Here is an 11,702-nt window from a genome sequence, read left to right as displayed (position 1 = left end):
GCCGTGCTCGGCGAGGCCGGCATGTCCCTCGCGAACCTCGTCCGGCTCAACGTCCACACCACCGACGTCGATCGGCTCTTCGAGCACTACGGCGTGCTGGCGTCGCGGTTGGGCGCCGCAGGGGCGGCACCGCCCACCACGATGCTCGGGGTGGTACGGCTGGCGATCCCCGACCTGATGGTCGAGCTGGAGGGGACCGCCGTCGCGTGACGCGGCCGCGCCACCACCGTCCTGACCGGCCCAGGCCTGACACCCGCCCACGGCCCTCGGCCAACCGGCGTCGGGACTAACCGGCGGTGTGCTCGCGGATCGCCGAGGCGAGGGCGGTCCAGTCGGCGCGTTCCACGCCGTGGCCGGAGTCCGGCAGGACCAGCAACCGCCCGCCCGGTATCTCCTCGGCCAGCGCGTGTCCGTGCGGGAGCGGGAACATCGGGTCCGCGGCACCGTGCACCACCAGCGTCGGCACCCGGATGCTCGCGAGTGGCGGACGGTCCCGGGGCGCGTCCTCGAGGAGGTCGTGGTTCCGCGCCGAGGCGGGGTCGTGCGCGCGGCCGACGTCGGCTCGCACCAGTTCCCGGACCTGCCGTTCGGGGAACGGCCGGCGGCCACCGGTGAGCATCTTCGCGTAGCTCACCAGGTGGTCGATCACTGACTCGTGGTCCGTCCAGCCGGGCCGTGCCTCCCGCGGGAACCCGGTGAACTCGCGGGACGGCCCGGGCAGATCGCGACCGCGAGGGGTGGACAGGGCGAACGTGGTACTGATCAAGGTGAGGGTGCTGGTCCGGCCGGGATGGTCGAGCGCCACCAGTTGTGCCAGGGCGCCTCCCGCGGAAGCCCCCACGAGGTGCGCCGCCTGGATTCCGAAGGCGTCGAGCACGCCGACCGCGTCCTCGACGAGGTCTCCTGAGTCGTAGCCCGGATGCCCGGGCGGGTAGGTGACGGACCGGCCAGTGTCGCGATGGTCGTAACGGATGACGAACCTTCCACCCTCGGAGAGCTCGCGGCAGAAGCCGTCCTCCCACCACAGCATCGATGTGCCGATCCCCATGATCAGCAGCACCGGTGGCCGGCCCGGGTCGCCGAAGGACTCGGCGCACAGCCGCACCCCTCGTACCGTGATCATGCGTTCGGTCACGACGAGTCCCTTCCCGCGCCGCGCGCCCCGGGGACCGCCGTTCGCGTTGCGGTGGTCATGAGGATGCGACCTCCTCCGGGGCCGGGACGGCGGGGCCGTCCCCGAGCACTCCGCGCACGTGGTCGAGCGTCATCGCCTCCGGTTCGAATTCCGTCAGGCACCAGGTGGCGCCGGCGGCGACGTACGCGGCGGGATCGGCACCGGGTGGCAGGGGCACCGCGATGTCGTAGGGCGCCGTGGGATCGGGGCGCAGGCCGCGGATCGTCTCGTCGATCTCCGCGAGCTGGTCGGGGTGCCGCAGCTCGACCGGGAAGAACCCGTCGACACGCGCCGCCCGGTGCAGCGGTCTGCGGCGACCCGCGTAGCCCGCGGCCCAGATCGGCACGCGCGGCCGCTGGACCGGCGCGGGCAGGAACGCGAGATCGTCGATCACGTAGTGCGGTCCGCGGTGGCGTACGGGGCGCCCTGACCAGGCGGACGTGAGGATGCCCAGCGTCTCGTCCAGCATCTCCGCCCGGACCCGATCGTCGACCTGCTCGCCGGTGCGTGCGAACTCCGCGCCGTAGACGTCGCCGCCCAGTCCCACGCCCAGCGTCAGCCGGCCCCCGCTGAGCTGATCCAGCGAGACGGTCTCCCGGGCCAGCTTCGCGGGCCGGCGGCGCGCGACCGGCGTGACCATCGGGCCCAGCCGCAGCGAGCCGGTCGCCGTCGCCACCGCCGCCAGCGAGATCCACGGGTCGGCGACCCGCTCGACCGGTGCGGGCCAGGTGAGCCTGTCCCACACGAAGAACCCGTCCCAGCCGGCCTCCTCGGCCTCGGCCGCGAGTCGTGCCACCACAAGAGGGTCGGCCAGCTCGTCGAAGAGCGGGACCCACAACGCCGATCGGTGATGAGCAGGCATGCCATCGACGCTAGATCTCCTTCTCCATCGTGAAAAGCGATGGTTCTCGATGCTTATGATCGGGTTTGGCGAAGTACCGTGGCCGGTGTGGCGAACGTGGAGCTTCGACATCTGGTCACCCTCACCGCTGTCGTCGACGAGGGTTCCTTCGGCAGGGCGGCATCGCGGCTCGGCTACACCCAGTCCACCGTCAGCCAGCACGTCGCCGCCCTCGAGCGCGCGGTCGGCGGCCTCCTCTTCGACCGTCCGGGCGGCCCGCGCCGGGTCCGGCTCACGCCGCTCGGCGAGGTGACGCTGACGCACGCCGCGGAGCTGCTCGCCAGGGCCGACGCGATGCGCACCGCCATCGAGCGGTTCAAGGCCGGCGAAGGCCGCCTGACGATCGGCACCTTCCAGAGCGTGTCCAACACGCTCCTGCCGGTTCTGGTCCGCAGGCTCCGCGAGGAGTTCCCCGGCTGCGACATCCGGCTCTCCGAGGACGAGCCGGGATCCCCGGACCTGTCGGCGGTCGACCTGCTCTTCCACGACCACCGCATCGCCGGCACCGACGTCGAGCACCTCGAACTCCTCCGTGACCCGTACCACCTGGTGTCCCCCCGCGGACGCTTTCCCGACGGGCATGTCGACCTGGCAGAGCTCGACGGGGCGCCGATGGTCGCCTGGCCACCCGACTGCGCGCAGCCGGCGCTCGAGGAGGCCCTCGCCGGCAACGGCGTCCACCCCGAGATCGTCTTCCGCGCCGCCGGCAACGAAACCGTGCTCTCCATGGTCCGGACCGGTCTCGGCTCGGTGATCCTTCCCTGGCTCGTCATTCACGCCGCCGGCGCCGCGGCCGACGAGGCGCTGAGCGTCCACGCGCTACGACCGCCGATAGCCCCGCGGGAGATCTATCTGGTGCGCCAGGCCCACCGCACTCCCTCGCCTCTCGCCGCTCGCGCCGCGCGGCTGGCCGCCGAGATCGCCGGCGACCTCGAACGCGGCCGGTGAGGCGACCTCCCCGTGTTCCACCGGCAGACGGATGTGACGGCCATCGGGCGACCGGCCGCTCAGCGGACGGAGCAGATCGCGGATCCGATCACCGCCGTCACCGCGTCCGGGTGCGACACCAGGGTCAGGTGCGAGCCGCCGGGGAACTCGGTGACCTTCGAGCGCGCCCGGTGGGCCATGAACCGTTCCGAGGACGGGGTGATGATCCGGTCGCCGGTGCTGATGAAGTACCAGGAGGGGATCGTCTTCCACGCCGCGGCCTTCGACGGCGTCGTGAACGCGCTGGTGGAGGCGGGGCGCTGGGTGGCCCACAGGCGCGCCGCGGTGTCCCTGGGCAGGTCCGAGGCGAACGAGCGGACGAAGACGTCCTGCTTGAGGTACAGGTCCGTCGCTCCCCGGGGCGCGCCCGGGTAGGACACCATGTCGTAGAGGGAGGCGGGATCGGCGGAGAGGGCGGAGCGGCGGCCGCTGAGCCCGCCGGTGGTCTCCCCGACGTCGGGCGCCGCCGCGTCGACGTACACCAGGGCCTTGACGTTCGGGACGCCCGCGGCGGCGTTCGTGATCACCGAGCCTCCGTACGAGTGCCCGACGAGCACGATCGGGCCGGAAACGGTTCTCAGGAAGTCGGCGACGGACGCGGCGTCGCCGGTGAGGTTCCGGAGCGGGTTGGGGATGGCCCGCGCGACGTAGCCCGCTCGTTGCAGGGAGCTCACCTCGCCGTTCCAGCTGGAGGTGTCGGCCCAGGCGCCGTGCACCAGGACGACCGTGGGCTTGACGCGGCCCGGCGACCGGCAGGGCAACGGCTCGGCCGTGAGCGCCGGCGACCCGTGCGCCGCCGTGGACGCCCTGACGGCCGTGGCCGTCTGGGTGCCGGTCGCCGTCGACGCCACCGCGGAGGCGGCGACCGCGGCGAGCGCCACCGCGGGTGCGATCTCCCGGAGCCGCCGGCAGGTGCGTGCGGATCTCATCTTTCTCCCCCTTGACGTGATGGGCGATCTTCGGGTGCCGGTGAGCGGCGCCCGGGCGATCCTGGCGAGGACGTCCCCCCGGGGGCGTCCGGACGAACAGGGGCGTGCCGAGCTCACCGGGCAGGGCGATGACGTCGCGCCATCTCACCGTGGTGGCGATGCCACGGGCGAGGTTGTCGAGGACGGCGGCGGAGTCGCGCAGCAGGCGGCCCGTGGCATCGCCACAGGGGACGCCGAGGGGACGCCGGGGGATCGCGGCGACCCCGGCGACCCCGGCGACGCAGAGCGCGACCCGCGCGGTCACCGCCATCGGGCGGCGAGCGCCTCGCGGACGCGCCGGGAGGCGGCGGCCCGCTCCTGGGTCGTCAGGACCTCCGGATCCCCCGAACCGACCACCCCGACGTGCGCTCGCCGGGCGGCCGGCCGGTCGGCGGGGAACCCGTGGTTCAGCGTCTGCACGGGAACACCTTCCGTCCGGCCCGGGTGACGGGCTCCGGCCACGGCACCATGTCGAGGAAGAGCGCGGCGGCCAGCAGGTCGGCGCTCCCGCCCGGCGACAGCCGCCGCGCGACGCACCGCTCGTCCAGTTCGGCGAGGGCGGCGTGGCCGCGGGCCGTGCCCGAGCCTCCCTCGGCCAGGACGCGCCCGGCACCGGACCGTACGACGCGCAGGCCCTCGGGGCCGCCGCGGTGCAGGACGCAGGTGTCGTCCAGGAGGCTCATCACCGCCAGCAACACGTCCAGCCGGGCCACCTCTTCGGGGAGCCCGGCGGCCCTGGCCCGGCGCAGCCGCGGCAGGGCGACCTCGACGACGTGCGGGAAGGCGGCCTCGGCCTCGCCGCGAGCGCCGCGCACCCCGTACCGCCGCCGGGCCCGCTCGCCGTGGGAGGGCGCCCTCGCGGGGAGGTACCGGTCGGGAAGGGCGGCGAGCCGGGCCGCCCGGCCGGCGGCCTCCCGCTCGTCGGCGGCGCCCGCGGCGGTGGCGACGAGCAGCCCGAGCGACCACACCGCCCCGCGGTGCGTGTTCACCCCCCGGGTGGTCCGCAGCATGGCCGCCTCGCCCGCGCGGCTGAGCCGGCCCACCTCCTCCCGGCGTTCGATCCCGGCGGACGCCCGCTCCGCCGCCTCGGCGAGGGAGCGGAACATGGGGCGCAGCGCCCGGGCGGAGGCCAGGAGAAGCGGCAGGTCCATGTCGTCGTGCGCGCCGCACCCACGGCGGTCGGCCAGGCCCGGCTTGGGGCTCAGGCACGCCTCCTGGCACAGCGCGCGGACGGCCAGGTCGGCGAGCAGGGCCGCGGAGGGTCTCGCCGTCCGCTCCCCCGCCGCGAGCGCGCGGCCAGTGACGGTCATGGCCGGTTAATACCTCGCGATATATAAGAATTAACTCAAATCATGTTAAAAAGGCACAGTCGGTGATCAGGGTTCGGTATCGATCCGGCAGTCTTCGCCGCGGGAGAGCCGATCTCACCGGGCCACGCTGTTCTCGGCCCACCCCCGGCCGATCGTGCGCGGCCCTCGGCGGGCCGCTCAGCCGCTCAGCCGGACCGCGGGTCCGGGGGCGGGCCGGACGGCGACTCGAATCCGCCCGTCAGGACGGGACGCTTGGGCAGGATCCCGTCACCCGAGGAGCGGCCCGTCAGGCGGCGGCGCAGCCAGGGGGTGAGGTGCGCCGAGGCCCAGCGGAGGTCGGCGAGCAGAGCCGGTCTGGCCGCGGGCGGGCCGGGAGGGGGCGGGGGAGGGGCGGAGGCACGGCCGAGCGCGGCCAGGACCTGGTCGGCGACCCGGCGGTGGCCCAGCGGGTTGAGGTGCAGGCGATCGGCGCTCCACAGTCCGTGGTCGTCGAACGCCCGGTCGCCGAACAGGTCGACCAGGTGAGCCCCGTGCCGCGCGGCCACCTCCGTGACCAGGTCGTTCATCGCGACGATGCGAGGCCGCAGCACGTGGGGCAGCGGGAGCCGGACGCTCAGGTCGGGGAAGGTGAAGAGCAGCACGTCCGCGCCCGACGCGCGCAGGCGGGCGACCACCTGGTCGAAGCGGTCGCGCATCGTGGTCAGGTCGAAGCCGCGCCACAGCGCGTCGTTGCCGCCCGCGGCGATGCTGACGAGTGACGGGTTCATCGCGATCGCCACGTCGACCTGCTGCGCGACGACGTCGTCGAACCTGCGCCCCCGGATGGCCAGGTTCGCGTAGCCGAAGCCGGGCGCGTCGAGATCCGCCGCCACGAGATCCGCCCACCCGCGCAACGTGCCGTCGGGAAGAGGGTCGCCGACCCCTTCGGTGAAGCTGTCGCCGAGCGCGACGAAGCCGAAGTCCGTCATGGGGTCCACCGCGGGTCACGTCCGAGGTGGGCGACAGCCGGCCGGCAGACCGGTGCGCCGTCGGCGGCGGTGGTGGCGGTGGCCTTCCCCGAGGCGTCGCTCGCCCGCCGGTCGAGTTCGAGATTGTGCATGCGGCTCATCCTAGGAGCGGCGGCGGTCTCGTCTCGGAGCGGGGAGCGGCCGACCGATCGGGCCACTCCGGACCTGCCTCGCGTACGTGAGGATATGCGTCGCGTACGTGAGGATATGCCTCGCGCACGTGAGCCGAGTTCGCGGTCGGACGGGCCCGCGGGAAAGCACGTCCGCGGGCCCGCTGAACGGGTGGCGCCGGGAACGCGTGTCGCCTCGTACCGCTCCAGGTGTAGATCTTTTCCTACGGACAGGCCACCACGGTGTCGCGCGCGGTTGAGCGACGCCGTGCGCGGAATGATGGTCGGTGAGTTCGCCCGACCGTTGACGGGAGCCATGGATGCAGATCGGTGTCGTCTTTCCCCAGACCGAGATCGGCGCGGACGCGGGCGCGGTGCGCGCCTACGCGCAGGGGGCCGAGGAGCTCGGGTTCCGGCATCTGATGGCCTATGACCATGTCGTCGGCGCGGACCCGGAGGTTCACCGGGGCTGGAAGGGCGTCTACGACATAGAGTCGACGTTCCACGAACCGATGGTCCTCTTCGGGTATCTCGCCGCGCTGACCTCGCTCGAACTGGTCACCGCGATCGTCATCCTGCCCCAGCGGCAGACGGTCCTGGTGGCCAAGCAGGCGGCGGAGGTCGATCTGCTCAGTGGCGGGCGGCTGCGGCTGGGCGTGGGGCTGGGGTGGAACCAGGTCGAGTACGAGGCTCTCGGCCAGGACTTCGGCACCCGGGGCAGGCGCGTCGAGGAGCAGGTGGAGTTGATGCGCCGGCTGTGGACCGAGCGGTCGGTCACCTTCGAGGGCGCCTACGACCGGGTGACCGGGGCGGGGCTCGCGCCGCTGCCGGTGCGGCGGCCGATCCCGCTCTGGTTCGGCGCGCAGTCGCCTCCGGCGTACCGGCGTGCCGGACGGCTGGCCGACGGCTGGTTCCCGCAGGTGCCTCCCGGCCCGAAGCTGGACGAGGCCAGGGCGCTGGTCGAGGAGGCCGCCGTGCGGGCGGGACGCGACCCCTCGGCGCTCGGCATGGAAGGCCGGGTGAGCTGGACGGGCGACGCCGAGGAGATGGGCGACCTGGCCCGCCGGTGGCGGGAGGCCGGCGCCACCCACCTCGCCGTCAACACCATGAAGGCGGGGCTCGGCTCGGTCGACGAACACCTGGCCGCGCTGGCGGCCGCGGCCGGCACGCTCGGACTGCGGAAGGGCTGAAACGTCACTTCGCGATGACGGCCGCCTGACCGGCCGGGGCCCCGCCGTGGCGGGACCCGGTGTTCGCCCACGGGTGCTTCAGCACGGCCGGACCCGTTGTTAGCCCACGGGTGGTTCAGCGCGGCGGGATCCTGCCGAGACCGGCGACGACCTCGAACGCGCGCTCGGGGAACGGGTCGCCGTCGACGGGACGCCAGTCCGCCGCCAGGACCAGTCCCGGCTCGAGGAGTTCGAACCCCTCGAAAAGCTCGCCGACCTCGCGCGTGGTGCGGAGCCGGACCGGGTTGCGGGTCTGCCCGTACACCGCCAGCCCGGCGGACGCCTCATCCTCCGGCATCGTGTCGGAACAGGCGTGGGTCAGCCCCAGGTAGCTGCCCGGCGCGAGGGCGTCACGCAGCCGGGCCATGAGGTCGTGCGCGGTGTCGCCGGTGACGAAATGCCATACCGCGACGGTGAACACGCCGATCGGCCGGGTGAAGTCGAGCGTGGCCCGCACCCGGGGGTGGTCGAGGATCTCCTGCGGCCGGCGCAGGTCCCCGTGGATCGTCAACACGCCGGAGTGGTCCACCGTCGACTGATTGTGCGTGACGACCGTCTGGTCGTTGTCGACGTACACCACGCGGGCATCCGGGTGGACGCTCCGCACGACCTGGTGGAGGTTCGGGGGAGTGGGCAGGCCGCAGCCGATGTCCAGGAACTGGTCGATACCGGCGTCGGCCATGGTCCTGGCGGCTCGCAGCAGGAACCCGCGGTTGGCCCGGCACGCGTCGGGGACCGTCGGGAAATGAGCCACCAGCATTTTGACGGCTTCCCGGTCCGCCGCGAAGTTCTCCTGGCCGCCGAGCATGACGTCATACATGCGGGCCGCACTCGCCTGCGATGCGTCACTGGGATGGGTCACTGGGCGCCTTTCGGTGAAGGTGTGTGGTCGTCCATTACGTGAATGCGGTCACAGATCCTCATCAGGAGCGCTGACGTGTCGCCGCTCTCGCAGGCCGCGACCGAGAGCCGGTCGAACGTGATGGCGTGCTCCTCCCGAAGGGACCGCTCGGCGACCTCCTCCCTCTCACCGTGGACGGCGATCATCTGGGGCCGGCCGTAACCGCGGCGAAAGATCGTGAAAGGCCCGTACCCGGGGATGAACCGTGAGCCCATCGGATTCACCTGGATGCTGATGCCCTTCATCTGGGCCGAGGCGGTCAGCGCGATGAGCTGGCGGATGTGCGCCTCCACTCCCGCGATCGGCCGCCACAGCACGGGCTCCTCGATCACGGCCCACAGCACGGGCCGGTCGGCGCCGGCGAGCACCTTCTGGCGGCGCAGCAACTGCTCGACGCTTCTCTCCACGTGGCGGGGCGGGACCGGGTACCGGCTCATCCGGTAGGCGGCCGCCGCGTACTCCGGGGTCTGCAGGAGCGGCGGGACGACGAACGGCTGGTAGGTGCGGATGAGGTCCGCGGTCTGCTCCAGGCGCATCACCACCGCCGCGTCGAGCGGAAGCTCCTTGCTGTCCCACCAGCCCGGCCTGCGCTCGCCGAACGCCACGGACAGCAGCATCTCCCGCTGGTACGGGTCGGTGACTCCGTACAGGGTGAAGAGGTCTCGCAGGTCGTCCCGGCGGAAGCCTCGCTGCCCGGTCTCCATACGGCTGATCTTCGACTCGCTGGCACGGATGGCCTTGCCGGCCTCGGCGGCGGTCAGGTTGCACTGGAGCCGGAGCTGCCGGAGCCGGGCGCCGACGATCTGGCGCGCCATGTCGCCGGCCTCCGCTTGAGCGCCCACATCCCCTCCGAGTGTCTCCATCCGCCGGATGATCAGTGGGAACCCCCGCCCCCGTCGACTTGCCATGGCAAGATCACCTGGAAAGTGGAATTGAGGCTATTGCTTGTTTTCTCCTGCTGTCCAGGAATTCCGGATACCGTTCCGTGAAATTTCAAGATCACAAAACTTGCGGAAGGCGCGTCCGGTCAAGGGCTGCCCGCCCCCCCCGGCCGCCCGGTCGAGGTGCCGCGCCGGCCGTGCGGCGACCGGCCCGCCGCCGGCCTGCCGTCCGCCACCGGCCCCGCCATGCTGATCGCGGCACGAGCCCTGCTCGGCATCGCCGGTGCCACGCTCATGCCCTCGACGATGGCACTGATCCGCGACATGTTCCCCGACCCCCAACGGATGGGCCTGGCCATCGGCGTGTGGTTCAGCTGCTTCATGGGCGGGATGACGCTCGGCCCGCTCGTCGGCGGCCTGCTGCTCGAGCACTTCTGGTGGGGTTCGGTGTTCCTGCTCGGCGTACCGTTCATGGTGTTGCTGCTGGTCGTCGGCCCGTTGCTGCTGCCCGAGTTCGCCCCCGAGCGGCCCGAGCACCCCATCGACCTTCTCAGCGTCGCCCTGTCGCTCGCCGCGATCCTGCCCGTCATCTACGGCCTCAAGACCCTTGCCCGCGACGGCTGGCAACCCGTCGCGTTCATGGCGATCGCCGCCGGCCTCGCGATCGGCGTGCTCTTCGTCCGCCGCCAGCACACCTTGGCCGAACCGCTGCTCGATCTGCGCCTTTTCGCCAACCGCACGTTCAGCACGGCCCTGCTGATCGGGCTCGGCGGCGGGGTCGTCATGGCCAGGCTGTCCCTGCTGTCCACGCTGTACCTGCAGAACGTCGCCGGCCTCTCACCGCTGTCGACCGGGATGTGGCTCATCCCGCAGAACGTCGCCATGGCCGCCGGCTCGCTGCTCGCCCCGGTTCTGGCGCGCAAGCTGCCGGCGGCCACCGTCACCGCGCTGGGCCTGACGCTCGCCGGCCTCGGCCTGCTGGTCGTCACGCAGGTCACCCCCGGGAGTCACGGACTGCTCGTCGCCGCTCTGGTGCTCGCCTCCGCCGGGATCTCGTTTCCGATGGCGCTCACCATGAACCTGATGCTCGCCGCCGCGCCGCCGCACAAGGCAGGTTCGGCCGCCTCGGTGTCCGAGACCAGCGGAGAGCTCGGCATCGCGGTGGGCATCGCGACGCTCGGCAGCCTCGGCACCGTGGTCTACCGTTCGGTCCTCGCCGCCGATCTGCCCGCGCGCACACCCGCCGAGACGGCGGAGACGGCGACGTCGAGTCTGACCGGGGCGCTGTCGGTCGCGGGGGAGATTCCCGGTCTGCTCGACGCGGCACGAGGCGCCTTCACCAGCGGGCTCAACGTCGTCGGCGCGGTCGGTGCCGTCATCTTCCTCGCGCTGGCGCTGACCGCCGCGATCACCCTGCGGACCCCCGGCGTCACCCGGGAGCCGGTCCTCGAGGAGAGCTCCGCCTGAGCCGCCAGGGCCGGAGCCGGCCGCCCGCCGCGGCGGCGAGGGGCGGCGGGCGTCCACGGGCCGGACGCCCGCCGGCATGTCACGCCGAGGAGCCCACGACGCCCGGCCGGGCGTGGACGCTCTCCGCCGCGCCCTCCGAGGCGCCCTCCCGCGACCTGCACGGCCGTGGCCGGGCGCTCTCCCGGGACCCCCCTTCTGATCGGGGACTCTCGCCGCTACCGCCTCCCCGCCGTCCTGGCACGCGCACGCGCTATGGCACGTACCGTCAGCAGGGCGGCGATGGCGACGATCTGACCGCCGAGGACGATGCGGTTGACGTCCACCGCGGGTTGCCAGCGCACCTCGGCGTCCTTGATGACGAACACCCCGATGGGGGTGACGCCGAAACCGAGCCCGCCCCCCGCCCCCTCCGACGGACGGTCGCCCTCCAGCTCCCCGCGGCCGCTGCCGCCGCCACCGCCGCCGGCGACCCTGGCCACGGGGATGATCGTCAGACCGTCCTGGACGATGGGCTCGCCGAAGACCCGCCTGATCGAAACGGTGTCCTTGGCCTGCTCGATCATTTCCATGATGTTCATCGTGTCTGCCCTTCCGGTGGCCGGTGTCCCCCCATGATCGTGCGGGACGCGACGGCGGGAAAGGGGCGAAGGCGGGCTCCGCGGGGCCGAAGGTCCCCCGGCGGCCGACGACCGGCTCCGGGGCCGAGAGCCCCGGGCGGTCAGCTCTCCTGCTCGTCGTGTCCGGAGGTGAGGCGGCGGCCGGTGATC

Annotated in this window: 14 protein-coding genes; 4 read left to right on the top strand and 10 right to left on the bottom strand. The window is 72.8% G+C overall.

Features of this window, described 5'->3' with window-relative positions; genetic code table 11:
• Positions 1 to 210: RidA family protein (locus tag ACTOQ2_RS43270; protein WP_440107757.1), on the top strand; the 210-nt coding region annotated here is incomplete at its 5' end.
• A gap of 76 nt (positions 211 to 286) precedes the next feature.
• Here ACTOQ2_RS43270 and ACTOQ2_RS43265 read toward each other — a convergent pair.
• Positions 287 to 1,135, bottom strand: coding sequence for an alpha/beta fold hydrolase (locus ACTOQ2_RS43265; protein WP_440107755.1), 849 nt, complete (start codon positions 1,133 to 1,135; stop codon positions 287 to 289).
• A gap of 55 nt (positions 1,136 to 1,190) precedes the next feature.
• Complete coding sequence (locus tag ACTOQ2_RS43260) at positions 1,191 to 2,036, bottom strand: LLM class flavin-dependent oxidoreductase (RefSeq protein WP_440107753.1); 846 nt, start codon at positions 2,034 to 2,036, stop codon at positions 1,191 to 1,193.
• A gap of 87 nt (positions 2,037 to 2,123) precedes the next feature.
• Here ACTOQ2_RS43260 and ACTOQ2_RS43255 point away from each other — a divergent pair, with 87 nt between their 5' ends.
• Entirely contained in the window at positions 2,124 to 3,023 is a 900-nt protein-coding gene (locus ACTOQ2_RS43255) for a LysR family transcriptional regulator (RefSeq protein WP_440107751.1), read from the top strand.
• 59 nt (positions 3,024 to 3,082) lie between these two features.
• Here ACTOQ2_RS43255 and ACTOQ2_RS43250 read toward each other — a convergent pair whose 3' ends face one another.
• The 5 genes from ACTOQ2_RS43250 to ACTOQ2_RS43230 all read right to left on the bottom strand — a co-directional run bounded on the left by ACTOQ2_RS43250 (position 3,083) and on the right by ACTOQ2_RS43230 (position 6,439).
• Positions 3,083 to 3,991, bottom strand: coding sequence for an alpha/beta hydrolase (locus tag ACTOQ2_RS43250; protein ID WP_440107749.1), 909 nt, complete (start codon positions 3,989 to 3,991; stop codon positions 3,083 to 3,085).
• A gap of 300 nt (positions 3,992 to 4,291) precedes the next feature.
• On the bottom strand, positions 4,292 to 4,450 hold the full coding sequence (locus ACTOQ2_RS43245) for a hypothetical protein (protein WP_440107747.1): 159 nt from the start codon (positions 4,448 to 4,450) through the stop codon (positions 4,292 to 4,294).
• Positions 4,438 to 5,340: a triphosphoribosyl-dephospho-CoA synthase gene (locus tag ACTOQ2_RS43240; RefSeq protein WP_440107745.1), complete on the bottom strand. Its 903-nt coding sequence runs from the start codon at positions 5,338 to 5,340 to the stop codon at positions 4,438 to 4,440. The genes ACTOQ2_RS43245 and ACTOQ2_RS43240 overlap by 13 nt, the downstream gene beginning before the upstream one ends.
• 185 nt (positions 5,341 to 5,525) lie before the next feature.
• On the bottom strand, positions 5,526 to 6,308 hold the full coding sequence (locus ACTOQ2_RS43235; RefSeq protein ID WP_440107743.1) for an SGNH/GDSL hydrolase family protein: 783 nt from the start codon (positions 6,306 to 6,308) through the stop codon (positions 5,526 to 5,528).
• Positions 6,305 to 6,439: a hypothetical protein gene (locus ACTOQ2_RS43230; RefSeq protein WP_440107741.1), complete on the bottom strand. Its 135-nt coding sequence runs from the start codon at positions 6,437 to 6,439 to the stop codon at positions 6,305 to 6,307. The genes ACTOQ2_RS43235 and ACTOQ2_RS43230 overlap by 4 nt, the downstream gene beginning before the upstream one ends.
• A gap of 338 nt (positions 6,440 to 6,777) precedes the next feature.
• On the opposite strand from ACTOQ2_RS43230, the gene ACTOQ2_RS43225 reads away from it, so the two are divergent.
• Positions 6,778 to 7,647, top strand: coding sequence for an LLM class F420-dependent oxidoreductase (locus ACTOQ2_RS43225; protein WP_440107739.1), 870 nt, complete (start codon positions 6,778 to 6,780; stop codon positions 7,645 to 7,647).
• Between the two features lie 115 nt (positions 7,648 to 7,762).
• Here ACTOQ2_RS43225 and ACTOQ2_RS43220 read toward each other — a convergent pair whose 3' ends face one another.
• Together ACTOQ2_RS43220 and ACTOQ2_RS43215 are read right to left on the bottom strand one after the other, a co-directional pair.
• Positions 7,763 to 8,548 carry an SAM-dependent methyltransferase gene (locus ACTOQ2_RS43220; RefSeq protein ID WP_440107737.1) on the bottom strand — a complete coding sequence of 262 codons (786 nt, stop codon included), beginning with the start codon at positions 8,546 to 8,548 and terminating at the stop codon, positions 7,763 to 7,765.
• Entirely contained in the window at positions 8,545 to 9,450 is a 906-nt protein-coding gene (locus ACTOQ2_RS43215) for a helix-turn-helix domain-containing protein (protein WP_440107735.1), read from the bottom strand. Before ACTOQ2_RS43215 ends, ACTOQ2_RS43220 begins: the two co-directional genes overlap by 4 nt.
• Positions 9,451 to 9,651: 201 nt before the next feature.
• Between ACTOQ2_RS43215 and ACTOQ2_RS43210 the strand changes: the two genes are divergently transcribed.
• A complete protein-coding gene (locus ACTOQ2_RS43210; protein WP_440107733.1) occupies positions 9,652 to 10,935 on the top strand; it encodes an MFS transporter in 1,284 nt (427 codons plus the stop codon).
• A 215-nt stretch (positions 10,936 to 11,150) separates the two neighbouring features.
• On the opposite strand, the gene ACTOQ2_RS43205 is transcribed toward ACTOQ2_RS43210, so the two are convergent.
• Positions 11,151 to 11,504, bottom strand: coding sequence for a spore germination protein GerW family protein (locus ACTOQ2_RS43205; RefSeq protein ID WP_440107731.1), 354 nt, complete (start codon positions 11,502 to 11,504; stop codon positions 11,151 to 11,153).
• Positions 11,505 to 11,702 lie beyond the last annotated feature (198 nt).

Origin of the sequence: Streptosporangium sp. H16 (assembly GCF_051918855.1) — a bacterium.
Classification (GTDB): domain Bacteria; phylum Actinomycetota; class Actinomycetes; order Streptosporangiales; family Streptosporangiaceae; genus Streptosporangium.
Note: the sequence above shows the minus strand (reverse complement) of the source record. Positions and strands in the feature narration are given on the sequence as shown.

What these genes read in the sequence shown, in the direction of transcription:
- ACTOQ2_RS43225 (WP_440107739.1), top strand. Translation starts at nt 6,778, where the DNA reads ATGCAGATCGGTGTCGTCTTTCCCCAGACCGAGATCGGCGCGGACGCG.
- ACTOQ2_RS43250 (WP_440107749.1), bottom strand. Translation starts at nt 3,991, where the DNA reads ATGAGATCCGCACGCACCTGCCGGCGGCTCCGGGAGATCGCACCCGCG.
- ACTOQ2_RS43260 (WP_440107753.1), bottom strand. Translation starts at nt 2,036, where the DNA reads ATGCCTGCTCATCACCGATCGGCGTTGTGGGTCCCGCTCTTCGACGAG.
- ACTOQ2_RS43205 (WP_440107731.1), bottom strand. Translation starts at nt 11,504, where the DNA reads ATGGAAATGATCGAGCAGGCCAAGGACACCGTTTCGATCAGGCGGGTC.
- ACTOQ2_RS43215 (WP_440107735.1), bottom strand. Translation starts at nt 9,450, where the DNA reads ATGGAGACACTCGGAGGGGATGTGGGCGCTCAAGCGGAGGCCGGCGAC.
- ACTOQ2_RS43230 (WP_440107741.1), bottom strand. Translation starts at nt 6,439, where the DNA reads ATGCACAATCTCGAACTCGACCGGCGGGCGAGCGACGCCTCGGGGAAG.
- ACTOQ2_RS43235 (WP_440107743.1), bottom strand. Translation starts at nt 6,308, where the DNA reads ATGACGGACTTCGGCTTCGTCGCGCTCGGCGACAGCTTCACCGAAGGG.
- ACTOQ2_RS43240 (WP_440107745.1), bottom strand. Translation starts at nt 5,340, where the DNA reads ATGACCGTCACTGGCCGCGCGCTCGCGGCGGGGGAGCGGACGGCGAGA.